24 protein-coding genes and 1 rRNA gene are annotated in these 21,160 nt (G+C 69.5%); 8 read left to right on the top strand and 17 right to left on the bottom strand.

What is annotated here, in order from left to right; translation table 11 throughout:
* Positions 1-90: ribosomal RNA gene (locus ACZ3I4_RS14750) — 16S ribosomal RNA — on the bottom strand; the annotation flags it as partial.
* 462 nt (positions 91-552) lie between these two features.
* The gene (gene tyrS, locus ACZ3I4_RS14745; RefSeq protein WP_465382414.1) at positions 553-1,809 is read right to left on the bottom strand and encodes a tyrosine--tRNA ligase; all 1,257 of its coding nucleotides are present in this window, start codon (positions 1,807-1,809) and stop codon (positions 553-555) included.
* 112 nt (positions 1,810-1,921) lie between these two features.
* On the opposite strand from tyrS, the gene ACZ3I4_RS14740 reads away from it, so the two are divergent.
* Positions 1,922-2,671: a polyphosphate kinase 2 family protein gene (locus ACZ3I4_RS14740; protein WP_465382413.1), complete on the top strand. Its 750-nt coding sequence runs from the start codon at positions 1,922-1,924 to the stop codon at positions 2,669-2,671.
* Here the strand turns inward: ACZ3I4_RS14740 and ACZ3I4_RS14735 are convergent.
* The 3 genes from ACZ3I4_RS14735 to ACZ3I4_RS14725 are packed head-to-tail and all read right to left on the bottom strand — an operon-like array spanning position 2,659 to position 4,462.
* Positions 2,659-3,321 (bottom strand): adenylate kinase family protein, encoded by a 663-nt coding sequence (locus ACZ3I4_RS14735; RefSeq protein WP_465382412.1) that lies wholly within the window; start codon positions 3,319-3,321, stop codon positions 2,659-2,661. The two genes, ACZ3I4_RS14740 and ACZ3I4_RS14735, sit on opposite strands and share 13 nt — an antisense overlap.
* Positions 3,322-3,331: 10 nt before the next feature.
* Positions 3,332-3,925, bottom strand: a complete 594-nt coding sequence (locus tag ACZ3I4_RS14730) for a hypothetical protein (RefSeq protein WP_465382411.1) — start codon at positions 3,923-3,925, stop codon at positions 3,332-3,334.
* Between the two features lie 51 nt (positions 3,926-3,976).
* Complete coding sequence (locus ACZ3I4_RS14725; protein ID WP_465382410.1) at positions 3,977-4,462, bottom strand: type II toxin-antitoxin system PemK/MazF family toxin; 486 nt, start codon at positions 4,460-4,462, stop codon at positions 3,977-3,979.
* A gap of 22 nt (positions 4,463-4,484) precedes the next feature.
* On the opposite strand from ACZ3I4_RS14725, the gene ACZ3I4_RS14720 reads away from it, so the two are divergent.
* The gene (locus ACZ3I4_RS14720) at positions 4,485-5,066 is read left to right on the top strand and encodes a nucleotidyltransferase domain-containing protein (RefSeq protein ID WP_465382409.1); all 582 of its coding nucleotides are present in this window, start codon (positions 4,485-4,487) and stop codon (positions 5,064-5,066) included.
* Here ACZ3I4_RS14720 and ACZ3I4_RS14715 read toward each other — a convergent pair.
* The 3 genes from ACZ3I4_RS14715 to ACZ3I4_RS14705 form a co-directional block, all read right to left on the bottom strand.
* Positions 5,059-5,841, bottom strand: coding sequence for a CAP domain-containing protein (locus ACZ3I4_RS14715; RefSeq protein WP_465382408.1), 783 nt, complete (start codon positions 5,839-5,841; stop codon positions 5,059-5,061). The genes ACZ3I4_RS14720 and ACZ3I4_RS14715 overlap by 8 nt on opposite strands.
* Before the next feature lie 107 nt (positions 5,842-5,948).
* Positions 5,949-6,158 carry a DUF397 domain-containing protein gene (locus tag ACZ3I4_RS14710; protein ID WP_465382407.1) on the bottom strand — a complete coding sequence of 70 codons (210 nt, stop codon included), beginning with the start codon at positions 6,156-6,158 and terminating at the stop codon, positions 5,949-5,951.
* Complete coding sequence (locus ACZ3I4_RS14705; protein WP_465382406.1) at positions 6,151-7,026, bottom strand: helix-turn-helix domain-containing protein; 876 nt, start codon at positions 7,024-7,026, stop codon at positions 6,151-6,153. Before ACZ3I4_RS14705 ends, ACZ3I4_RS14710 begins: the two co-directional genes overlap by 8 nt.
* A gap of 177 nt (positions 7,027-7,203) precedes the next feature.
* Here ACZ3I4_RS14705 and ACZ3I4_RS14700 point away from each other — a divergent pair, with 177 nt between their 5' ends.
* The 5 genes from ACZ3I4_RS14700 to ACZ3I4_RS14680 all read left to right on the top strand — a co-directional run bounded on the left by ACZ3I4_RS14700 (position 7,204) and on the right by ACZ3I4_RS14680 (position 11,627).
* On the top strand, positions 7,204-7,995 hold the full coding sequence (locus ACZ3I4_RS14700; RefSeq protein ID WP_465382405.1) for an SAM-dependent methyltransferase: 792 nt from the start codon (positions 7,204-7,206) through the stop codon (positions 7,993-7,995).
* A gap of 36 nt (positions 7,996-8,031) precedes the next feature.
* Positions 8,032-8,640 (top strand): DNA-3-methyladenine glycosylase, encoded by a 609-nt coding sequence (locus ACZ3I4_RS14695; RefSeq protein ID WP_465382404.1) that lies wholly within the window; start codon positions 8,032-8,034, stop codon positions 8,638-8,640.
* 21 nt (positions 8,641-8,661) lie between these two features.
* Positions 8,662-9,411: a dihydrofolate reductase family protein gene (locus ACZ3I4_RS14690; RefSeq protein ID WP_465382403.1), complete on the top strand. Its 750-nt coding sequence runs from the start codon at positions 8,662-8,664 to the stop codon at positions 9,409-9,411.
* Between the two features lie 11 nt (positions 9,412-9,422).
* The gene (locus tag ACZ3I4_RS14685; protein WP_465382402.1) at positions 9,423-9,977 is read left to right on the top strand and encodes a hypothetical protein; all 555 of its coding nucleotides are present in this window, start codon (positions 9,423-9,425) and stop codon (positions 9,975-9,977) included.
* 372 nt (positions 9,978-10,349) lie between these two features.
* Positions 10,350-11,627 (top strand): hypothetical protein, encoded by a 1,278-nt coding sequence (locus tag ACZ3I4_RS14680; protein WP_465382401.1) that lies wholly within the window; start codon positions 10,350-10,352, stop codon positions 11,625-11,627.
* Here the strand turns inward: ACZ3I4_RS14680 and ACZ3I4_RS14675 are convergent.
* The 6 genes from ACZ3I4_RS14675 to ACZ3I4_RS14650 are packed head-to-tail and all read right to left on the bottom strand — an operon-like array spanning position 11,624 to position 17,016.
* A complete protein-coding gene (locus tag ACZ3I4_RS14675; protein WP_465382400.1) occupies positions 11,624-12,439 on the bottom strand; it encodes an ABC transporter permease in 816 nt (271 codons plus the stop codon). The genes ACZ3I4_RS14680 and ACZ3I4_RS14675 overlap by 4 nt on opposite strands.
* Entirely contained in the window at positions 12,436-13,269 is an 834-nt protein-coding gene (locus tag ACZ3I4_RS14670) for an ABC transporter permease (RefSeq protein WP_465382399.1), read from the bottom strand. The genes ACZ3I4_RS14675 and ACZ3I4_RS14670 overlap by 4 nt, the downstream gene beginning before the upstream one ends.
* Position 13,270: 1 nt before the next feature.
* Positions 13,271-14,476 carry an ABC transporter substrate-binding protein gene (locus ACZ3I4_RS14665; protein ID WP_465382398.1) on the bottom strand — a complete coding sequence of 402 codons (1,206 nt, stop codon included), beginning with the start codon at positions 14,474-14,476 and terminating at the stop codon, positions 13,271-13,273.
* Positions 14,466-15,485: an ABC transporter ATP-binding protein gene (locus tag ACZ3I4_RS14660; protein WP_465382397.1), complete on the bottom strand. Its 1,020-nt coding sequence runs from the start codon at positions 15,483-15,485 to the stop codon at positions 14,466-14,468. Before ACZ3I4_RS14660 ends, ACZ3I4_RS14665 begins: the two co-directional genes overlap by 11 nt.
* Positions 15,482-15,604, bottom strand: coding sequence for a hypothetical protein (locus ACZ3I4_RS14655; protein WP_465382396.1), 123 nt, complete (start codon positions 15,602-15,604; stop codon positions 15,482-15,484). Before ACZ3I4_RS14655 ends, ACZ3I4_RS14660 begins: the two co-directional genes overlap by 4 nt.
* The gene (locus ACZ3I4_RS14650; protein WP_465382395.1) at positions 15,601-17,016 is read right to left on the bottom strand and encodes an aldehyde dehydrogenase family protein; all 1,416 of its coding nucleotides are present in this window, start codon (positions 17,014-17,016) and stop codon (positions 15,601-15,603) included. Before ACZ3I4_RS14650 ends, ACZ3I4_RS14655 begins: the two co-directional genes overlap by 4 nt.
* A 114-nt stretch (positions 17,017-17,130) precedes the next feature.
* Here ACZ3I4_RS14650 and ACZ3I4_RS14645 point away from each other — a divergent pair, with 114 nt between their 5' ends.
* Entirely contained in the window at positions 17,131-18,873 is a 1,743-nt protein-coding gene (locus tag ACZ3I4_RS14645; protein ID WP_465382394.1) for a PucR family transcriptional regulator, read from the top strand.
* Here ACZ3I4_RS14645 and ACZ3I4_RS14640 read toward each other — a convergent pair.
* The 3 genes from ACZ3I4_RS14640 to ACZ3I4_RS14630 form a co-directional block, all read right to left on the bottom strand.
* Positions 18,870-19,436, bottom strand: a complete 567-nt coding sequence (locus ACZ3I4_RS14640; protein ID WP_465382393.1) for a GNAT family N-acetyltransferase — start codon at positions 19,434-19,436, stop codon at positions 18,870-18,872. The two genes, ACZ3I4_RS14645 and ACZ3I4_RS14640, sit on opposite strands and share 4 nt — an antisense overlap.
* 239 nt (positions 19,437-19,675) lie before the next feature.
* Complete coding sequence (locus ACZ3I4_RS14635; RefSeq protein ID WP_465382392.1) at positions 19,676-20,656, bottom strand: permease prefix domain 1-containing protein; 981 nt, start codon at positions 20,654-20,656, stop codon at positions 19,676-19,678.
* 5 nt (positions 20,657-20,661) lie between these two features.
* Positions 20,662-21,006 carry a PadR family transcriptional regulator gene (locus tag ACZ3I4_RS14630; RefSeq protein WP_465382391.1) on the bottom strand — a complete coding sequence of 115 codons (345 nt, stop codon included), beginning with the start codon at positions 21,004-21,006 and terminating at the stop codon, positions 20,662-20,664.
* Positions 21,007-21,160 lie beyond the last annotated feature (154 nt).

The raw sequence follows: 21,160 nt of genomic DNA, 5'->3' as shown, positions 1-21,160 counted from the left end.
AGTACCCCCGAAAGGGCCTTTCCGCTCGACTTGCATGTGTTAAGCACGCCGCCAGCGTTCGTCCTGAGCCAGGATCAAACTCTCCAACAAAAACTTGTTGAAAAACTGTCCCGGCAACATAAATGCTGCCAAAGGAATCCCAAACCAAACTTCCCGAAAGAAGCCGGCCGGGGTATAACTAATTGGCACTGGCTTATCAAGCACCCTGTTGAGTTCTCAAAGAACAACCACACCCGGCTAACCGCTCCGGGGCACTCGTTTTACTTTACTCGGGCTTTTCCTTCTCGTCAAATCCGCGTAATCGGCGGGAAATGACCTTCCGGAACTGCCCGAGCCCGCAGAAATCTACACCAGCTATTGCTGAGGCATTTCTCCGGGTTCCTCCAGGACGGCCGCGCCGGGCCTCTGAAGAGTCCCGCTCGCTCGCCCGTCTCCCTGGCGGCTCGGAAAACATTACAGGCACCCGGCCCCGACCGCCAAATCGGCCCCCTGCGAACCACGTCACAGGGAGCCGACAGCGCTAAAACCTCAGGTCAGAGGCCCTTTGGACGATCAGGCGGCGTACTCCACGCCGGCGAAGGTGCGCTTGCCCCGGCGCAGCACGAGGAACCGGCCGTGCAGCAGGGAGGCGGTCGCGGGCACGGCCTCACCGTCGGTGATGCGCTCGTTGTTCACGTAGGCGCCACCCTCGGTGATCGTGCGCCGGGCCTCGTTGGCGCTGGCGACCAGCCCCGACTCCTTGAGCAGCGTCGCGTAGTTCGGCATCTCCCCGCGTACGGGAAGAAGGCCTGCCTCACCCAGGGCGGCGCGCAGAGTGTCGGCCGAGAGCTCGTCGAGGGATCCTCGCCCGAACAGCGCCTGACTCGCGGAGATGGCCTGCGCCGCCTCCTCGGGACCGTGCACCAGAGCGGTGACCTCTTCGGCCAGCGCCCGCTGGGCCAGCCGGGCCTGCGGCCGGTCGGCCGTCGCCTTCTCCAGTTCCTCCAGCTCCTCACGGCTCTTGAAGCTGAAGAACCGCAGGTAGTTGTTGACGTCGCGGTCGTCCGAATTGATCCAGAACTGGTAGAACGCGTACGGCGAGGTCATTTCCGGGTCGAGCCAGATGGCCCCGCCCTCGCTCTTGCCGAACTTGGTGCCGTCGGCCTTGAGCACGAGCGGCGTGGTGAAGGCGTGCACCGGCCCGGCCCCGCGGCGCCGCACGAAATCGACGCCGGCGGTGATGTTGCCCCACTGGTCGGAACCGCCGAACTGCAGCGCGCAGCCGTGCCGCTCGTGCAGCTGGAAGAAGTCGTTGGCCTGGAGCAGTTGGTAACTGAACTCGGTGAAGCTGATGCCGCTCTCGAGCCGGTTGCGCACCACGTCACGGGCAAGCATCTTGTTGACCGGGAAATGCTTGCCGACGTCGCGCAGGAATTCGATCACCGAGGTCGGACCGGTCCAGTCCAGGTTGTTGACCAGAGTGGCCGCGTTGCTTCCCTCGTACGTCACGAAGGGCGCGAGCTGTTCGCGGATGCGCTGCACCCAGCCCTCGATGACCTCGGGCGGGTTGAGGGTGCGCTCGGCGGACTCGCGCGGGTCGCCGATCTGGCCGGTCGCGCCCCCGACGAGCAGGAGCGGGCGATGCCCGGCCCGCTGGAGCCGGCTCGCCGTCACGACCTGCATGAGGTGACCGACGTGCAGCGACGCGGCGGTGGGGTCGAAGCCCACATAGAACGTGATCGGATCGCCGGAAAGCGCCTCGGCCAGCGCGGCCGGATCGGTCGAATCCTGGATCAGTCCACGCCATGTCAAATCGTCTACGAGAGTCACCCCGCGATTGTCCCGCACGCCCCGGCGGCGAGGACACCGGGTTTGGGCGCGGCACCGGGAAAGCGGCCCGGGGAGAGCTGCGAAACCGCAGTCGGGGGACCATGCTGTACGGATGAGTCGCCTGGGTAGTGGGGCACCGCCGATCGAGATCTCGAAGAAGAAGGCCGTCGCCCGTCTCGAGGCGGCGCAGGAGCGGTTGCTGCGTCTGCGCCTGATCCTCGGCGGTCAGATCGGCGAGAAGAAGATCGGGCCCCCGCTGACCTGCGTGTTCGAGGGCTGGGACGCGTCCGGCAAGGGCGGCGCCATCAAGCGGCTGGTCGCGCCGCTCGACCCCCGGTTCGTCCGGGTTTCCCAGTTCGCCGCTCCGACCTACGACGAGAAGCGGCACCACTTCCTGTGGCGCTTCTGGCCCAAGCTGCCCGGCTGGGGCGGCATGGCGGTGTTCGACCGGTCCTGGTACGGCCGGGTGCTGGTCGAGCGGGTCGAGGGGTTCGCGGCCAAGGAGCAGTGGTCGCGCGCGTACACCGAGATCGTCGAGTTCGAGCGGACGCTGGTCGCCGAGGGCATGATCATCGTCAAGTTCTGGATGCACGTCGACGAGGACGAGCAGCTACGCCGGTTCTCCGACCGGGCCGAGGATCCCCTGCGGCAGTGGAAGCTGACCGACGAGGACTGGCGCAATCGCGAGAAGCGGCCCCTGTACGAGGCCGCCGTCAACGAGATGCTGGAGCGTTGCGACCCGACGTGGGCGCGGTGGCACGTGATCCCGGGCAACGACAAGCACTACGCCCGCTTTGCCGTGGTCGAGGCCGTGTGCGACGCGGTGGAGGCCGAGCTACGCAAACGTGGTCACGACTTCTGATCGGCCGGCTTGTAGTCCGGGAGGTTGAGCGTCTCACGGATGGCCTGCTGGACCTCGTCGGCGGTGGGGCGGGCGTCGATGTTGTGCACGACCTCCTTGCGGCCGAACAGCTCGAGCACCGGGCGGGTCTTCTCGTGATAGTCGCGCAGCCGGGCCTCGAGCGCCTCGGGGGTGTCGTCGGCCCGGGTGACCAGCTGGTGGCCGCAGATGTCGCAGCGGCCCTCGATCTCGGGGCGGTCGGCGATCAGGTTGTAGTCCATGCCGCAGTTCGGGCACAGCCTGCGGCTTAGCACGCGGCGGCGGACCTCGTCCTCGGGGAGCTCGAGATGGATCACGCCGTCGATGTCGTAGCTCTCCATGAAGAACTCGGCCTGCCGGCCGTTGCGCGGGAACCCGTCGACGACGAACCCGTAGTTCCAGTCGTGGCGGTCGAGCCTTTCCCGCACGACCGACTCGACCAGGTCGTCGCTGACCAGGTCACCGGCGGCCATCGTGCGCCGCACCTGCGCACCGAGTTTGGTGTGGTTCTGCACGTTCCAGCGGAAGATGTCGCCGACCGAGATGTGCACCAGCTCGAGGTCGGTGCAGAGCAGTTCGCTCTGGGTGCCCTTGCCACTGCCCTGCACTCCCATGATCACGAACTTGCGCATGGTTTCCCTCTCAGTCGGCCGCGCCGATCCGCAGCGGTCCCGGCGCCGGGCGCCCGGTCAGAGTGGTGGGATCGATGCTCCAGGCGTGGGCCACGGCGAGCACGTCCTTCTCCCCCACCAGGACGGTGGTGTCGTCGTCCAGGACGCCGGGCAGGCCGGCGTCGCGTTCGGCCGGATCGGGCTCGCCGTGCCACGACGTGACGTCACCGGTCTGACCCACATACCCGAAAGCGCGGATCAGCTCACCTTCGGCGGCGCGCTGCCAGCGGTGCAGTTCGGTGACCCGGTGGGTGGCGAAGAACTGGACCTCGGTGCCGAGCGTGCCGGACAGGCCGACGACGTCGACCGGGGTCTCGGGGCGCATCAGGTAGCGGCCGGTGGCGAGCACCCACAGCTGGTCGCGGGCCCCGGACAGGGGCGGGGTGACGGCGACCCGGTCGTCGGTGAGGTGGGCCAGGTCGATGCCGTCGCGCCAGGGCACCTCGCCGAGGTCGCGCAGCCCGAGCGCGGCGAGCACGCTTGCGGCGGCGGTGTCCCGGCCGTCGGCCCGGACGGCAAGCCAGGCCTGCTTGCCGCCGAAACCGACCATTACGTCCTTATCCATGGCGTCAACGCTATCCGGCCGGAGCGGCGGGTCGCCGGTCAACGGCCGGGCTCAGCGCCAGCCGTACTCCTGGCGTAGCCGGGCGGCAACCTCGTCGAAGCGGGGACGACCGAGGATCGCACCCTCGCGCCGGATGCCGTCGTGATTCACTTCGATCACCCGATCGAGGCGGACCCAGCTCGGGCGGGACTCGCGGTCCCACTCCCCCGGGCCGAGCGGCAGCCAGTTGGGCCGGCCGTCGTTGTCGCTCTGCGACGAGAGCATCAGGGCCAGAACGTCGTGGCCCTCGCGGCCGACGACCAGCACCGGGCGGTCCTTGCCCTGGGCCGGATCGTCCTCGTAGGGCACCCAGGTCCACACGATCTCGCCGGGGTCGGCGTCGCCGTCGAGGCTCGGCGAGTATTCGATGCGGCGGCCACGGTCCTGGGTGGGGATGTGCCGCGGTCGTCCGGGTCGTGCCGGAGCCGGCGCCGGGGCCGGAGCGGGCGCCGAGCGCCCCACGATGCGGTTGAGAAGAGACTTCAGAATCTTGGGCACGGCTGCACTCTAGGCTGCGCCCATGACACCCGACATCGACGCCTGGCAACCGTGGGGTCCCGAGCAGGTCGCCCAACGGCTGGCCGGGGTCGGCGTGCCCTGGTACGTGGCCGGTGGCTGGGCGGTCGATCTGCATCTCGGCGGCGGGCTGCGCGACCACGAGGACCTGGAGATCGCCGTGCCACGCGAGCGGTTCGCCCCGATCGCCGGTCGTTTCCCCGAGCTCGCGTTCTATGCCGTGGGCGACGGCCAGGTGCGCCCGGCCACGCCGGAGGCCCTGGCCGAGCAGTATCAGACCTGGGCGTACGACACCGAGGCCGAGGTGTGGCGCTTCGACGTGTTCCGCGAGCCGCACGACGGCGACACGTGGATCTCCCGCCGGGATGCGAGCCTGCGACGCCCGTACGCGGAAATCGTCCTCGAGAGCCCGGACGGGATCCCCTACCTGAGCCCCGACGTGGTGTTGCTGTTCAAGGCCAAGCACCGCCGGCCCAAGGACGAGCAGGACTACGCCGCGGTGGCGCCCCGGCTCACCTCAGCCCAGCGGGAGTGGCTGAACGCCGCCCTCGCCCTGGTGCACCCGGGTCACGCCTGGATCAGTTGACGAAGTCCTGGGTCATCCAGGTGACGCCCTTGCTGTCGCGGACGACGCTGAGGCCGATCCGCTTGAGGCCGGGGTTGAGCAGGTTCTTGCGGTGGCCGTCGTTCGGCGGCACCTCGGCCAGCATGCTGTCGGTGAGGCCGTTGGCCGCCTTCACCTTGGCCGAGTCGCTCGACCCGCTGGAGCCGTAGCCGATGTTCTCGGCCGCGCCCGACCACTTCACGCCCTGGGCGCTGAACCGGTCGCCGATGCCGCCCTCGCCGGGGCACTCGTGCGACAGGCCGCAGCCGTCGATCATCCGCTGGTTGTGCAGCGCGGCCGCCCGGGACAGGTTGGTGTCGAGCTTGAACGGGGTCAGGCCCTCGTCCCGGCGGGCGGCGTTGATGTGGGCCAGCACCTGGTCGATGACCGAACCGCTGGTCTCGGGGGCGGTCGCCGGCGCCTTGGTCCTGGTCCGGGTGGCCTTGGGCGACGAGGTCTTCTTCTTCGTCGTCGGCGTGGCCGTCGGGGCCTTGCTCGTCGGCTTGGCCGAAGGGCTCGGCGACGGGGTCGCGGAGGCCGACGGGGAAGGCGCCGGCGTCGGCGGGGCCGAGGTGTTCTGATCCGCGGGCAGACCGGGGTTCGCCTGGAGGGTCTGCTGCTCGGAGGCCTTGCTGACCGAGGTGTCGGCCCCGGCGTCCTTGGTGAGCCCGGCGAAGGTGAAGCCGCCTCCGATCACCACGGCGGTGGCTCCGGCCACCAGCGTGTAACGGAAACGAGAGGCTGCGGACAGCGACACGGGACAGGTCACCTCGGGGATAGGGGGACAACGCGCCCTCACTATGCGTCGTCCCGGCGGCTTGATCGGCCGCCCTAAGCCGTCCTTAAGGTTCGGAACACCGAGATCTAAAGATCGAGGTCGAACTCTCCGTCGCGGACGCCGCCGAGGAAGGCGGCCCACTCGGCGTGGGTGAACACCAGCGCCGCACGGTCACGGTCCTTGCTGTCACGGACAGCGACGATGCCGGGCAGGTTGACGGCGACCTCGACGCAGTCGCCGCCGTTGCCGCCGCTGCGCGTGCTCTTGTGCCAGACGGCACCGGTCAGGTCAGCCATGGCTCTCCTTGATGATCGCCCCGATGAGCTCGTCGGAGTCGGCCGGGCTCAGCGCGACGGACACGAGTTCGCCCCAGATCGATTCATATGTCGTGACCTCGCTGAGCTTATCGAGGTAGAGCGCTCCGGTGAGGTTCTCGGAATAGATCGTTGTCGGTTCGGGCGAGGCCGTGCCGACCGCCGGGAACTCGAGGATGGTGAACTGCCCGGAGCTGGCGGCCTTGTGCGGCCCGGCCGCGAACGGGATGACCCGCACGCTGATGTTCGGCCCGGTCGATGCGTTGACCAGGTGGGCCAGCTGCCTGCGCATGCCGGCCGCGTCCGGGATGGAGCGCCGCAACACCCCCTCGTCGATCAGCACCTCCAGCCGGGGTGCGACGGGACGCGTACGGGAAAGCAGGGTTTGCCTTTCCAGGCGCATGGCGACGGCGTTGTCGACGGCGGCGGGGTCGGTCCCGATCCACTTGCCAAAGATCCACTCGGCGTACTCGCGGCACTGGAGCAGGCCGGGGACCACAGTCGGGGCGAAGGTCCGCAGACGGCTCGCGGCCTGCTCCATGCCGACGTAGAGCTCGAACCAGGCCGGGACGACATTCCCGTACGCGTGCCACCAGCCCTTGGCCTTGGACTCGTGGGCCAGGCCGATCAGCACCTCGGTGATCCGCGGCGATGCCCGGTACACGTTGCACATCGCGATGACGTCGTGCTTGCGGACCGGCACCTCGCCCTTCTCGATGCGGTACATGCGGGCGCGGGAGAACTCGAGTTCCTCGGCCGCGCTCAGCAGGGAGATCCCGGCCTGCTCACGAAGCTGACGGAGCAGGCGGCCGACCTGGCGGCGCGGAACGGTGGACCCGGTTTCGCTCATCGATCTCCTTCACGAGTGCCTCTTTCGGTGCACAACGGTTGCCGCGTACGAGTCCACGGGATTTGCTGGACGAAAATCTCGCCGCGCCAGATTAAGCCACGTCCATACCTCTGGGTAAGTACATGGTTGCTAACAGTAAGTCTTTACTGCCAACAAGATCCAATTAGGATGATGGACATGACTGAGGGGTTCGACAGCGGCATCGCTCACCCGGCTCGCCGCTACAACTACTGGCTGGGCGGCAAGGACAACTTCGCCGCCGACCGGGAGTCGGGCGACATGCTGGCCAAGGCCTACCCCGCGGCGCGGATCGCGGCCCGGGCCAACCGGGCCTTCCTGCGGCGGGCGGTGCGTTACGTCGCGGCCGAGGCCGGCGTACGCCAGTTCCTCGACATCGGCACCGGGCTGCCCACCGTCGACAACACGCACGAGGTCGCGCAGCGCGTCGCGCCGGAATCGCGCATCGTCTACGTCGACAACGACCCGATGGTGATGGCGCACGCGCGGGCCCTGCTGACCAGCACGCCCGAGGGTGAGACGACCTATCTCGAGCAGGACCTGCGCAACCCCGAGCAGATCCTCGCGTCGGCCGGCATCCTCGACTTCTCGAAGCCGATCGGGCTCATCCTGGTCGCGGTCGTGCACTTCCTGCCCGATCACAAGCAGTCGCAGCAGATCGTGCGCACGCTCACCGACGCCCTGCCCCCGGGCAGTCACCTGGTGATGTCGCTGGCCACCACCGACCTGCTGACCCCCGAGCTCAAGGCGGCATGGGACGAGTCCCTGCGTACGGGCCGGTCCGATGTTCATCCCCGGACGCGCGAGGAGTTCGCGTCGTTCCTCGACGGGCTCGAACTGGTGTCGCCCGGCATCGCGCCGGTCGGCGACTGGCGGCCCGACCCGGAGACGACCGAGCGGCCCGCCCCGGTCGAGGCCTCCATCTTCGGCGCGGTGGCCCGCAAGCCCTGACTTCTGTTCGGCCGGGGGTGTGCTTGGCTTGTCTCCGTGGAGGAGAACTGGCTCGAGCTGCCCGCCGCCGAGGTCGACCTGGCGGCCCGGCTGCTGCTGGGATGGCGGCTCACGGCGAACGGCGTCACCGTGCGGCTCACCGAGGTCGAGGCGTACAGCGGGCTCGGCGAGGATCCGGCCTCGCACGCGCATCGCGGGATGACCAAACGCAACGCGGTCATGTTCGGGGCGGCCGGGCACCTGTACGTCTATCAGATCTACGGCATGCACTTCTGCGCCAACATCGTGTGCGGCGAGGTGGGGCGGGCCGCGGCGGTGCTGCTGCGCGCGGGCGAGGTCGTCGAGGGTTTCCCGTACGCCCGGGAGCGCCGTCCGGCCGCCCGCAACGACGCCGATCTGGCCGCCGGCCCGGCGAAGCTGATGCAGGTGCTGGCGCTCGACCGCAGCGCGAACGGGTCGTCGGTGATCGACGGGACCGGACCGCTGACCCTGTCGCCGCCGGCCGCCCCCGTGGCCCCCTCGGTGATCGAGGCCGGCCCGCGCGTCGGGGTGACCTCGGCGCACGACGTGGCGTGGCGTTTCTGGATCAAGGGCGACCCGACGGTGAGCGCGTACCGGCGGCACAAGCCCCGGATCTTGTCGTAGGTCGCTGCTATCAAGTGGGGCATGTCGAAGCCGCGTGTTGTCGTGTCGGTGACCACGTCCGTCGACGGCAAGGTCGCGCTGCGGCCTGATCGGCCGTTGCTGACCACCGGGGACGGCGAGGTCTGGGAGTCTCTGCGTCCGCCCGGGCCGGCGCGCGTGGTGGCCGCCGGGGCGACGTTGGAGGGCAGCGGATCGTTCGTGCCGCCCCACTCCCCGCCGCTGCCGCCGGTGGCCTCGTCGCCCGAGCTGTACGACGATTTCGTCGTCCCCGAGGTGGCCGGGCGGCCCGGTCACACGTCGTGGTTCGCGGTGGTCGACGGGCGCGGGCAGGTCCGCTGGACGATGAAGCAGGAGGGCGGCCAAGACCTGCTGGTGCTGGTGTCCCGCTCGACGCCCGCGGCCTATCTGGCCTATCTGCGGCAGGAAGAGATCAGCTATCTGGTCGCCGGCGTGCAGCGGGTCGACCTGGGCGAGGCCCTGCGGCGCATGGGGTCGGCGCTCGGCGTGACCAGCGTGGTGTCGACCGGCGGCGGAGGCCTCAACGGCGCGCTGCTGCGGGCCGGGCTGGTCGACGAGATCGAGCTGACCGTGCTGCCCGCCGCGATCGGCAGCGCGCCCGCACCGGGGGTGTTCGACGGTCCTGCGCTGGCCGACGGCGAGCTGCCCACCCGCCTGAGCCTGATCTCCGCCCGTCCCGAATCCGGTGGCACCGTGGTCCTGCGGTATTCGCTCTCAGGAATTTCCGCCTCGAACGGGTCCGCGGGCCGCTAGCGTCCGACCTGATGATTCCGCAGCGGTGGTTGATCGTGTCCAGCGCGATGAGCTCCGCCGGCCTGCTCTGGTCGGCCGTGCTCATCGCCGGTCTGTTCGCGGGCGCACGCCTGGTGCCGACCGCCGTCGCCGTGGCGGTGGCCGCGGTCCTGGCCGTGCCCGGCGTGATCGCGGGCGTGATCGGCAACCGCTGGTTCTATCGGACCACCCGTCCGCGGGCCCGCTGGGCCCTGACCTCGTGGGTGCCGCCGCACGTGCCGCACTGGGCGAGCATGCTGGCCGGCGTCCTGTTCTTCGCCTTCTGGCTCGCCGTGGTCGTGGCCTTCGCCGGCCTGGACGGCGACGCCGAGCTGCGCAACGGCCAGTACGTGCTGACCGACAACGGCCGCACCACGGTCCTGACCCCGGCCGACTTCGACCGCCGCCAGGACCAGGAGCAGCAGATCTCCCTGGGCATCCTGGGCGCCGCGGCCGTCGGCGGGGTCTTCATGACCGGCGCCGTCCTCACCCACCACGCCGCACCCCAGCCTACCGAGACCCAGTCGGCGGGCCAGGCCCTCGCCTGACCCGAACCTGCTCGCGCCCGCCGCGGCCTGAGGCGAACAGCTCGGGCCAGCCCGCCTGAGCCGGACCAGCTCGCGCCCGCCGCGGCCCGAGCCGGACCAGTTCCCGCCCGCCCGCCTGAGCCGAACCAGCTTGCGCCGGCCCCGGCCTGAACCGGACCAGCTCGGGCCGGCCCTGGCCTGAACCGGACCGGCCGATGGACCGCCGGGCGGGCGACGATGTCGTCGTCCGACGCGGATCGGTGGGGCCGTTCCGGCGGGCCGCGAGACCGATCGAGGGCCGGGGTGTGCCGAAGCGACAGAAGCTTCGCCGACGGTGACCCCACGGAGTGAACCGGGCGGCTTCGGGGCAGCGACCATGCGCATCATGGCCGCATGACCGACCAACCACCACGCAGCGGACAGACCGGATCCGGGACGGGCGATCCGGCCCGGTCGGCCCGCGACACGGTGGTCCGGCTGCCTCTGGTGCGGTCGGCCTCGGGATCCGGTGGAAACAGCGGCGGGACTGCCGGGACTGCCGCTGCGAACGCCGCCCCGGGCCGCAACGCTGCGAAGCCGGACGCCGCCGCCGGCAGCACGGACACCGCCAACGCGAAAGAAGGCCGGCTGGGACGGCTGCCACTGATCCGGGTGCTTCGGAGTGTGGGGGCGTCGTGGACCAAGGCTGACGTCATCGCCTTGCTGGCGGTGGGGGCCACCCTGGCCACCGCGACGGTCACCGCCGGCATCTCGCTGGCCACCAACGAGATCGCTTCGGACAACCTGGAGGTGGATCGGCAGGCGCAAGTCATGCGGAGCGATCTCAAGGTGGTGACGGCGGAGGCCTTTCTGGGAAATCCGATCGATGCCCAGCAGAAGTCGGACACGAACACGGATTCGACGACCGTCGAGCCACCCACGATCGATCTCACGCTGCAGAACACCGGGACCTCGCCGGCGTTGCCGGAAGAGGTCCGGGTGGAGTTCGAAGAGGTTCGCACCATGTCCACGTGTGGCTACGTGCTCGGCGGCCCGGTCGTGGTCGAGGCGACCTACGGCTTCACTGTCGAAGACAGCGATCCCAGGCCGCAGAAGTCGAGCGTTCGCCACCAGGTGCCGCCCAACGCGATCGAGCGCATCGCCGTGACCGTGGGACCCCACACGGTCGCTGAGGGGAGCGGCGCGTGGCTCGCGGTCGTCAAGGTGTCGGTCGTCCTCGACGGCGCGGCCGAGCCGCTCGACGCCGGCACCTTTGCTCTGGTCAAGCCGCCGATGGGCGGCCGGGTCGGGCTGAAGGACGGCAACTGGGAACTGTCGGAAGAGGCCACGTTCAATCAGAAGATCTGCATCGACGAGGAACGCGCGCACATCAGCCGGATCGCCGGGCTTCCCGGGATCACGCCGTCGGCCGAGTTCATCGGGTTGGCCGACGCCCTGGACGGTCACGACCCTGCCGTGGTCCACGACGACGAGGACTATCCGGACCTCATGCCGGGCGTGTGCCTGGACGACAGCGGCTCTGTGGTCGACTGCGGCCCCGGCACGTACGAGATAACCAAGCGGATCCCCTTTGCCCGCGACCCCTCGGTGTGTGCGGCCGAGGAGTCTCCGCGAGTTGTCGAGGCCTCGGACTTTCTCAAGCAGTTCGTGCTCTGCACCACGGCGAACTAAGTGCGGCTGGCGGCGGCCTCGGGGCCGGCCACCCGCTGGGCCAGCCAGACCGGCAGGACCGAGAGGACGATCAGGACGGCGGCGACCACGTTGACCACCGGGGCCTGGTTGGGGCGGAACAGGTTGTTGAAGATCCAGATGGGCAGGGTCTGGATGCCGGGGCCGGCGGTGAAGGTGGTCACGATGATCTCGTCGAAGGACAGGGCGAACGCCAGCAGGCCGCCGGCCAGCAAAGCGGAGCGGATCGCCGGGAAGGTGACGTAGCGGAACGTCTGGCCGGGTGAGGCGCCCAGGTCGGCCGAGGCTTCCTCGAGCGAGACGCCGCCGCGGCGCAGACGGGCCAGCACGTTGTTGTAGACCGTCACGACGCAGAACGTGGCGTGGCCGACGATCACCGAGAACAGGCCCTTGCCCAGGCCGAGCGGCGCGATCACCGAACGCCAGGCGCTGTCCAGGGCGATGCCGGTGACGATGCCGGGCAGGGCGATCGGCAGCACGATCAGCAACGACACCGTGTCGCGGCCGAAGAACTTGAAGCGCTGCACGGCGAAGGCGACCATCGTGCCCAGCACGAGCGCGATCGCCGTCGCGCCCAGGCCGGCCTTGACCGAGGTCCACAGGGCCTCCCGGGCGCCGCCGTTGTTCCAGGCGGCCCTCCACCACTGGGTGGTGAAGTCGTGCGGCGGCCATCCGAACGTACGGTCGCCGTTGAAGGAATTGACCAGAACGAGCAGCAACGGCACATAGATGAAGAACAGGCCGAGCGCCATCACCACCCGCAACGCCCAGCGGGACCAGACCGAAAGCGTCACAGCTCCTCCAGGGCGCCCGAGCGGCGGACCGCGGTCAGGTAGACGACCATGATCAGGACGGGCACGCAGGCGATCGCCGCCGCGAACGGCAGGTTGTTGGCCGCGCCGACGTTGGCGTACACGAGGTTGCCGATCAGCTGGCTCTTGCCGCCGACGATCTGCACGGTGATGTAGTCGCCCAGCGACAGCGAGAACGTGAAGATCGAACCGGCGAAGATCGAGGGCACCAGGATCGGAAGGACCACCCCGCGAAACGTACGCCCGGCCCGCGCGCCCAGGTCGGCCGACGCCTCGAGCAGCGAGTCGGGCAGCCGTTCCAGCCCGGCGTAGATCGGCAGGATCATGTACGGCAGCCACAGGTAGGACAGCACGATGACGACGGCGACGAGTCCGTAGCCGGGAGTGCCGATCACCGAGTCGAGCGGGCCGTCGTTGGCCAGCAACACCCGCCACGCGTACGCCTTGACCAGGTACGAGGCCCACAGCGGGGTGAGGATGGCGATCACCAGCCAGCCTCGCGCGCGGGGTGTGGCCACCTTGGCCATGAAGAACGCCATCGGCAGGGCCAGCACCACACAGATCACGGTGACCGCGACGGCGATCCCCAGGCTGCGCACGGTGACGTTGCGATAGACCTCCTCGGTGACGATGGTCCGGAAGTTCTGCAGCGAGAACTCCCGGACCACCTCGCCGGTGAAGCCGTTGACGGTCCAGAACGCGGACACCAGCAGCACGGCCAGCGCACCGAGATAGGCGACGACGAGCCACAGCATGGGCGCCGAGAGCAGCGCGGCCAGCCGCAACCGCGGGTGCCGGTGGAAGAAGGACACGCTAACCCTTGATCGTCGTCCAGGCCTGGGTCCAGGCCGCGTAGTCCTTGCAGGTCACGTCCGTACGTCCGTCGACGCACTGGGCCAGCGGGGTGGTCCAGTACCAGACCTGGCCGAAATAGGCCTCGTCGTCGGCGTGGAATGTCGTGCAGTGGTTCTTGTCGGCCGTCTCGGCGCAGGACAGCTTGTTGGCCGGCGCCTCGCCGAACCACTCCGCGACCCCGGCGTTGGCCTTGGGCGAGATGATGTGGTTCATCCACAGGTAGCCGCAGTTCGGGTGCTTGGCCTTCGCCGAGACCATCCAGGTGTCGGACCATCCGGTCGCGCCCTCGGTGGGCAGGATCGCCTCGACCGGCGCCTTGTCCGCCGTGGCCAGGTTGGCGATGACCTGCCAGGTGGTGCCGAGCACGGAGTCGCCACTCTTGAAGGCCTGCACCTCCTTGGTGTAGTCCGACCAGTACTCGCCGATCAGCTTGTTCTGCTCGGTCAGCAGGTCGGTCGCGGCCTTGAACTGGGTGTCGTCCAGCGCGTACGGGTTCTTGATGCCGAGGTCGGGCTTGGTCTTCATGAGATAGAGCGCCGCGTCGGCGATGTAGATCGGCGAGTCGTACGCGGTGATCTTGCCCTTGTACGGAGAGGCGGGGTCGAAGACGGCGCCCCAGGACGTCGGCGCCGGTTTGACGGTGTCGGTGCGGTACATGAGCAGGTTGGCTCCGCGGCCGTGCGGCACCCCGTAGGGCTGGCCGCCGACCGAGTTCCACTGCTTGTCCTTGAGACCGTCGAACACGTCCTTGTAGTTCGCGATCAGGTCGGTGTTGACCGGGGCGACGTCACCGCCGTAGATCAGCCGCAGCGAGGCGTCGCCGGAGGCCGAGACCACGTCGTACTCGCCGGTCTTCATCAGCGCGACCATCTCGTCCGAGGTGCCGGCGACCTTGGTGCTGACCTGGCAGCCGGTCTCCTTCTCGAAGCCGGACACCCAGTCGACCTTGGGATCGGAGGAGCCGTCCTCGACGTACCCGGCCCAGGCGATGACGTTGACCGAGCCCTCGCCCGCTCCCAGCGACGCCAGCTTGTCGATCTTGGGAACGGTCAGGCCGCCGGGGCCTTGGCCGCCCCCGCCGTCGTCGCCGCCTCCCCCGCAACCGGCGAGCGCGAGCACGCCGACGGCCAGCGTCGCGACGAGCGCCTTGGTGTTATGCCGCATGGGTCGCTCCAATCTCGATGACGTGCTCCTGATGCCAGGTGAGCCGTACCTTCTTCCCCCGCATGCCGGTGAGCGCGGCCGTGCCGGTCCGGCGGTTCTGTTCGACGACGACCATGCGCGCGCCCGCGTCCAGGTCGACGACGAAGCGGGTCACCGGTCCGGCGTAGACGACCTCGGCGACCGTGCCGGGAACGCCGTCGCCGGTCTCGCTCAGCGTGATCTTCTCGGGGCGCACCGAGAACGTGCCGTCGCGGCTCATCACCCGCCGGGCGGCGTCCCCGCTGAGCAGGTTGGACGTGCCGACGAAACCGGCCACGAACGGGGTGGCCGGATGCTCGTACACCTGCTCGGGCGTGCCCACCTGGGCGATCCGGCCGGCGTCGAACACGGCCACCCGGTCGCTCATGGTCAGCGCCTCGTCCTGATCGTGGGTGACGAAGACGAACGTGATGCCGACGTCGCGCTGGATCTGCTTGAGCTCGACCTGCATCTGCTCGCGCAACTTGAGGTCGAGAGCACCCAGCGGCTCGTCGAGCAGCAGCACCCGGGGCCGGTTGACCAGCGCGCGGGCCAGAGCGACCCGTTGCCGCTGGCCACCCGACATCTCGCTCGGCCGGCGGCTTTCCAACCCTTCCAGCCGTACGGTCTCCAGCGCCGCGACGGCCCGGGCGCGGCGTTCGCGCCGTCCGACCTTGCGCACCTTCAGCCCGTACTCGACGTTCTCGATCACGCTCAGGTGCGGGAACAGCGCGTAGTCCTGGAAGACCGTGTTCACGTCACGCTCGTAGGGCGCCAGCTTCGTCACGTCGCGGCCGCTCAACGACACGGTCCCGGCGGTCGGTCGCTCGAACCCGGCGATCAGGCGCAGCACCGTGGTCTTGCCCGATCCGGAGGGCCCGAGCATCGAGAAGAACTCGCCGTCGGAGATCTCCAGGTCGATCCCGGCCACCGCCTCGACGGCGCCGAACGATTTGCGCAGTCCGGACAGAACGATCGCGGCCTCACTCACACCGCCCACCACCAGCAGTCGATCCCGGGCTCAGTCATATCGACAGCGCCGAACGATTTGCGCAGCCCGGACAGAACGATCGCGGCCTCACTCACGGGCGTGGTCATGGGCGTGGTCATGGGCTCACCATCACGAACTTCAGATCGGTCATTTCCCGTACGGCGTAGGCCGGTCCTTCCCTGGTGTTGCCGGCGTCGCGCACCCCGCCGTAGGGCTGCTGGTCGGCGCGGAACGTCGGTCCCTGGTTGATCAGCACGCCCCCGAACCGCAACTCGCGGGCCGCGCGCAGGGCCGAGCTCAGGCCGGCGGTGAAGATGCCCGCCTGCAGCCCGAAGTCGCTGTCGTTGGCCAGCGCGATCGCCTCGGTCAGATCCGCGTACGGGGTCACGGTCACCACCGGCCCGAACACCTCCTGCCGGTAGACGTCGAGGTGGCGGGGCGGGTCGGCGACGATCGCGGGGGTCATCAGCGACCCGGTGAGGGAACCGCCGGTCACTGCCGCGCCCGCGGCCCGGGCCTCGGCGAGCCACCGCGCGACCCGGTCCGCCGCCGACGACGAGATCAACGGGCCGACCTCGGTCTCCTCCCGGAGCGGGTCGCCGACCTCGAGGCTGCCGGCCGCCGCGCGGAGCTGGTCGGCGAACGACGGATAGAGCGATCGATGCACGAGCACCCGTTGCGTGGAGATGCACGATTGACCGGCGTACGCGAAGCCGCCCTGTCTTATCGCGGCGATCGCCCGGGGCACGTCGGCGTCGGGCTCGACGATCACCGGGGCGTTGGAGCCCAGCTCGAGCAGCACGCGTTTGCCGGGCGCGGCCTGCTGGATGCGGCGGCCGACCGGGACACTGCCGGTGAACGAGACGACCGCGGGCACCGGGTGCAGCACCAGCGGCATCCCCGCGCCGGGGCCGGTGCCGGTGACCACCGAGATCCAGTCGGCGGGCAGCCCGGCCTCGACCAGCAGATCGACCAGCCGGATCGCGGAGACCGGGGTCAGCTCGGCCGGTTTGAGCACGACCGGGCAGCCGGCCGCCACCGCCGGGCCGAGCTTGTGGGCGACCAGGTTGAGCGGAAAGTTGAACGGGCTGATCGCGGCGACCACCCCGGCCGGCTGCCGCACGGTGAAACCAAGCAGGCCGAATCCGCTCGCCGACGCGTCCATCGGAACGACCTCGCCCGCCAGCCGCCGGGCCTCCACTGCCGAGAAGCGCAGCGTGTCGACGCAGCGCCGGGCCTCGGCCCGGGCATCGCGGATCGGTTTGCCGGCCTCGCGGGCGATGGTGACCGCGAACTCCTCGACCCGTTCGGCCAGCAGTTCGGCTGCGCGTTCGAGCACTTCCGCGCGGCGGTACTGCGGGAAGTCGTCACGTTCGAGCGCCCGCCCGGCCGCCTCGACCGCCGCCTCGACGTGCGCGGCGCCGAGCGCGGGGACCCGGGCCACGGGCGAACCGTCGTACGGGCTGAGCACTTCGATCCAGTCGTCGGCGCTGACCGGGTGACCACCGATGCGGGGCGTGAGCTGAAGCATCGGGCACCCCCTCGCGACGTGGTGCCCGTCACCGTAGAGGCGGACAATGATCGCGGTAAATGGACAGCAGTCCAGTGCTTACGCGCAGCCGTTGTGCGGCAGTACAGTCCGGCCATGACGCTGCGATTGGCGGATGTGCTCGCCGATCCCGACTTGAGCCTGCGCCTGGCCGGCGGTGAACCGGCCGCGCTCCGCCAGCCGGTGCGCTGGTGCGCGGTCACCGAACTGGACGATCCACGCCCGTTCCTGAGCGGCGGCGAACTCGTGCTGACGACCGGTCTCGGCCAGACCGACGAGACCGCGCAGCGGCGTTTCGTGCACCGGGTCGCCGAGGGCCGGGCGGCCGGACTGGGTTTCGGCATCGGACTGACCCACTCCCGCATTCCCGACGCAACCCTCGACTCGGCCCGCGCGGCACGCCTGCCGGTGATCGAGATCCCGTACGCGACCCCGTTCATCGCGGTCGACCGCTTCGTCGCCGACCGGGTGCTCGAGGAGCAGTACGGACGTTTCGCCGACCTGCTCGGCGAACACGACACCCTGGCCCGGGCGCTGCTGTCGGGACGCGGGCTGGGCGCGCTGATCACGTCGCTGCACCAGATCCTCGGCGCGCCCGCCATGGTGCTCGACCTCTTCGGACAAGTGCTGGCCACAGCCCCGCCCAGCGCAGCGTGGCCAGTCGAGCAAATCCTGTTCGCCGCGCACGAACGCACGTTGAGCGAACGCACGTTGAGCGAACGCACCTTGAGCGAACGCACCTTGAGCGAACGCACCTTGAGCGAACGCACGTTGAGCGAACGCACGTTGAGCGAACGCGCATCGAACGACCAGGCATCGCGCGAACGCACATTGAGCGGACGCACATCGAGCGAACGCGCGCCGAGCAACCACGCACCAAGCGATCGACCGGCGGCCACCTCGGGTCGCACGTCGGGCGAACGGCCGGCGGCGAACCCGAATCGCGGATCAGGCGGACTGCCGACGGCCATCCCGAATCGCGCATCCGGCGGACTGCCGATGGCGATTCCGGTGAGCGTGGAGGACACCGTGGTGGCGTTTCTGTGCTGCCGCCGGCCACGGCGATCGGCGGACGTCCTCCCGTACGCGGTCTCGCTCGTGGGTCTGGAACTGGCGCGTCGCCGCGCGGAGCTGGCCGGGACGCGACGGCTGGCCGGGCAGGTGCTCGAAGATCTGGTGCGCGGCACGATCGGTGCGCCCGAGGCCTCGCGGCGGCTGGCCCCGTTCGGGATTCGGGACGAGGATGAACATGCGCTCGTCGTGGCCACGGTGGACACGCCCGTACGGCTGCTGACCGGGCCGCCGCTGCCGGGTGCCACCACCGCCGTGTTCGACGACTGCCTGGTCGCGGTGCTCGAACCGGGGCGGCCCGCGCGCGAGACCGCCCGGCAGTTGCACGCGCATCTGGATCGGCCGGGCGGCGCGGTGCGGATCGGCATCGGTGGCTGGCACACCGGCATGAGCGGGCTGCGGTGGAGTTACTACGAGGCGCACGAGGCGATGACCCGCGGGCCGGGCATCAACGAGCGCGAACAGATGAGCCTGTCCGGTCTCCTGCTCGCCGGCGACGACGTGCCGTTGCGCGACCTTGCGCGCGATGTGCTCCGGCCGTTGCGCGAATTCGACGCCGCGCACGCCGGCTCGCTTCTGGCGACGTTGCGCGCGTATCTGGACGCGGACGGGTCGGTTGCCACCGTGGCCGACCGGCTGATCGTGCATCGCAACACCGTTCGTTACCGCCTCGAGCAGATCGAGCGGCTGACCGGGCGCTCACTTGCGCGTACGGCCGATCGGGTGCAGTTGTGGCTGGCGGTCGCGGCCGCGCGGCTCGACGGTTAAGCGGGTGGTGTGGCCGGCCCCGCAACCCGGCGACCCGTTCCGGGCGCACTCAGCTCGATCCAGTAGCGACGGACCGGGCCGTTCGCGGTCTGCCAGATCTCCTCGAGCACACCGCCGCGGCTCTCGATCGTGCGGGCCGACGCGATGTTGCCGGCCAGGCAGGGAACGAGCACCCGGTCGACCCCCAGGGCGGCGCGGGCCTCGACCAGCATCTCACCCAGGGCCCAGCCGGCGATGCCGCGGCGCCGGGCCGACGCCCGGACCCCGTACCCGATGTGGCCGAGCCGGTTGTCGAACTTGTGCCGCAGCGCGATTCCGCCGAGAACTCGCCCGTCCTCGACGATCCAGCGCATTGTTGCGTGTTTGCCCTCGGGACAAGGGGTGCCCGTCGGGTGGGATCCGCGCAGAATTCGCGTCACCCAGGCGGCGAAGCCCTCGGGCGTCCGCACGTCGTCGTCGGCGCCGAGTCCGAAGCCGTCCTCGTGCAGGCCCGGTCCCCATTCGTTGTGGCAGTCGAGAAAAGCCTCGTGCAGCCGGGTTGTCGGTTCGATCAGCTCAGGCATGCGGCCACCGTAGGCCCGCACCCCTCGCGGGCCTTCCATGCCGACCGGCCCAGCGCCCGTGTGCACTCGACCGGGGCCCATCTGCTCAGGGGACTATGAGCGTTCACTCAACTCATGTCCGCAAGCGGCTCACAGCTCGGCAACGCGATGCGCGGTGTCGCGCGGTATCCGCCACCCTGTCGCGTTGACCACACACGCCGAAGCGCCCCCCGGCGAACCGAGGGGCGCTCCGATACGGATCAGCTGGCCGTGTACGTGTTGCCGGTGCCGGGAATCTTGACGCCGAGGCCCTTGCGGGCCTGCTCCGCCTTGCGAGCCACATCGAAGATCTCGTACGCGATACTCACCCCGGTCGAGATCATGACGACAACCGAGATCCAGCCCTCCAGGTCGACATCCGCGTTGGCGAAACCGGTGAACGCCGGGTTGAAGAAGTTGTCAGTGGCCAGCAGATAGATGATCAGGCCGCCGACCACGACGCCGTGCACAGCGTTGACCGCCGCGACCGCCCGCGTCCAGGCGCCGATCCGGTAGACCCAGAACGCCCACAGCCCCTTGAGAACGGTCAGCGCGATCAGCACGGGCCACCAGAACGACCAGTTCGCCGGGTCGAGCAGCGGCTCGTCGGTGAACGTGAACTGCTGCAGCACCAGAGCCAGGATGAGCACGGCCGGCCAGACCATGTTGGCCGCGAACTGCACGCGGGTGAGCGCTCCGGGTTCGTACCGGGGAAGGTCCTTGGGGGTCCACGGCCGATTGAGGTCGTCCTTGCCCGCACCGGTGCGCTCGACGATCCAGAAGGCCAGCGTGACCCAGAAGGCCATCTGCGCGCCGACGTTGATGATCGTGCCGATCGACGAGCCGATCACCTCGCCGAAGCCCGCGTCGTCGGCCAGGATCCGCACGACCGCCGCCACGATCACGACGATCGGCAGGACCATCGTGAGCAGCATCATCAGCGAACGGCGCCACACCGGGTAGAGCTCGGGACCGATCAGATAGTTGGGCCGGTCGGCATAGCTGTCGGCCAATCTGTCCGGATCACCCAACTCGAGCAGTGCGCGCTCGATCGCCGCTTCGCGCGCCTCGCCCGCTTCGATGCGCGCGTCCACCGCGTCCTCGATGGAAGCGCGCAACTCGCGGTCGATGTCGGCGCGTTGTTGCTCGGGCACGCGGCGGAGGGCGGTGAAAACGTAACGGTCGACAAGATTCGTGGTCATGGTGGTCACTCCTTGATGTCGGTGGTGGAGAGGTCGCCGATGGCCTCGTCGAGCCGGGCCCACTCGGTGCGCAGGGCGTCGGCAACCGCGTCGCCCTGCGGGGTGGTCGTGTAGAACTTCCGCGGCCGGGCCTCGTCGGTGTTCCACGAACTGGTGAGCAGTCCCTGGCTCTCGAGCCGGCGTAGCAGGGGGTAGAGCGTGTTGGCCTCGACCTCGAACCCGGCCTGGCTCAACGTCTCCAGCAGTGAGTAGCCGTACCCCGGAGTCCGCAGCACGGCGAGGCTGGCGACGACCACCGTGCCGCGTCGCAGCTCCTGCAGGTGGCTGGCTAGCGTCGCGTCCATTGTCATGCCCAGAACAATACTGTGTCTCACACACTATTGCAATGGGATACACCAACGTGCCCGCAAGAACATTGTCAAAACCACGAGGACGTACGCCTCGTCAGCTCCCCCAAACGCAGCCGGGGCAGCCCTCCGCCTTCGGCGGCTGCCGCCCGCGACC

The sequence above is a fragment of the Actinoplanes sp. NPDC021490 genome (assembly GCF_055562135.1).
The sequence above is the reverse complement of the archived record's forward strand: the minus strand, read 5'-3'. Positions and strand labels throughout refer to the sequence as shown.

What these genes read in the sequence shown, in the direction of transcription:
- ACZ3I4_RS14665 (WP_465382398.1), bottom strand. Translation starts at nt 14,476, where the DNA reads ATGCGGCATAACACCAAGGCGCTCGTCGCGACGCTGGCCGTCGGCGTG.
- ACZ3I4_RS14685 (WP_465382402.1), top strand. Translation starts at nt 9,423, where the DNA reads ATGATTCCGCAGCGGTGGTTGATCGTGTCCAGCGCGATGAGCTCCGCC.
- ACZ3I4_RS14700 (WP_465382405.1), top strand. Translation starts at nt 7,204, where the DNA reads ATGACTGAGGGGTTCGACAGCGGCATCGCTCACCCGGCTCGCCGCTAC.
- ACZ3I4_RS14650 (WP_465382395.1), bottom strand. Translation starts at nt 17,016, where the DNA reads ATGCTTCAGCTCACGCCCCGCATCGGTGGTCACCCGGTCAGCGCCGAC.
- ACZ3I4_RS14690 (WP_465382403.1), top strand. Translation starts at nt 8,662, where the DNA reads ATGTCGAAGCCGCGTGTTGTCGTGTCGGTGACCACGTCCGTCGACGGC.
- ACZ3I4_RS14635 (WP_465382392.1), bottom strand. Translation starts at nt 20,656, where the DNA reads ATGACCACGAATCTTGTCGACCGTTACGTTTTCACCGCCCTCCGCCGC.
- ACZ3I4_RS14645 (WP_465382394.1), top strand. Translation starts at nt 17,131, where the DNA reads ATGACGCTGCGATTGGCGGATGTGCTCGCCGATCCCGACTTGAGCCTG.
- ACZ3I4_RS14740 (WP_465382413.1), top strand. Translation starts at nt 1,922, where the DNA reads ATGAGTCGCCTGGGTAGTGGGGCACCGCCGATCGAGATCTCGAAGAAG.
- ACZ3I4_RS14730 (WP_465382411.1), bottom strand. Translation starts at nt 3,925, where the DNA reads ATGGATAAGGACGTAATGGTCGGTTTCGGCGGCAAGCAGGCCTGGCTT.
- ACZ3I4_RS14680 (WP_465382401.1), top strand. Translation starts at nt 10,350, where the DNA reads ATGACCGACCAACCACCACGCAGCGGACAGACCGGATCCGGGACGGGC.
- ACZ3I4_RS14720 (WP_465382409.1), top strand. Translation starts at nt 4,485, where the DNA reads ATGACACCCGACATCGACGCCTGGCAACCGTGGGGTCCCGAGCAGGTC.
- ACZ3I4_RS14735 (WP_465382412.1), bottom strand. Translation starts at nt 3,321, where the DNA reads ATGCGCAAGTTCGTGATCATGGGAGTGCAGGGCAGTGGCAAGGGCACC.
- ACZ3I4_RS14640 (WP_465382393.1), bottom strand. Translation starts at nt 19,436, where the DNA reads ATGCCTGAGCTGATCGAACCGACAACCCGGCTGCACGAGGCTTTTCTC.
- ACZ3I4_RS14630 (WP_465382391.1), bottom strand. Translation starts at nt 21,006, where the DNA reads ATGACAATGGACGCGACGCTAGCCAGCCACCTGCAGGAGCTGCGACGC.
- ACZ3I4_RS14710 (WP_465382407.1), bottom strand. Translation starts at nt 6,158, where the DNA reads ATGGCTGACCTGACCGGTGCCGTCTGGCACAAGAGCACGCGCAGCGGC.
- ACZ3I4_RS14705 (WP_465382406.1), bottom strand. Translation starts at nt 7,026, where the DNA reads ATGAGCGAAACCGGGTCCACCGTTCCGCGCCGCCAGGTCGGCCGCCTG.
- ACZ3I4_RS14655 (WP_465382396.1), bottom strand. Translation starts at nt 15,604, where the DNA reads ATGACCACGCCCATGACCACGCCCGTGAGTGAGGCCGCGATCGTTCTG.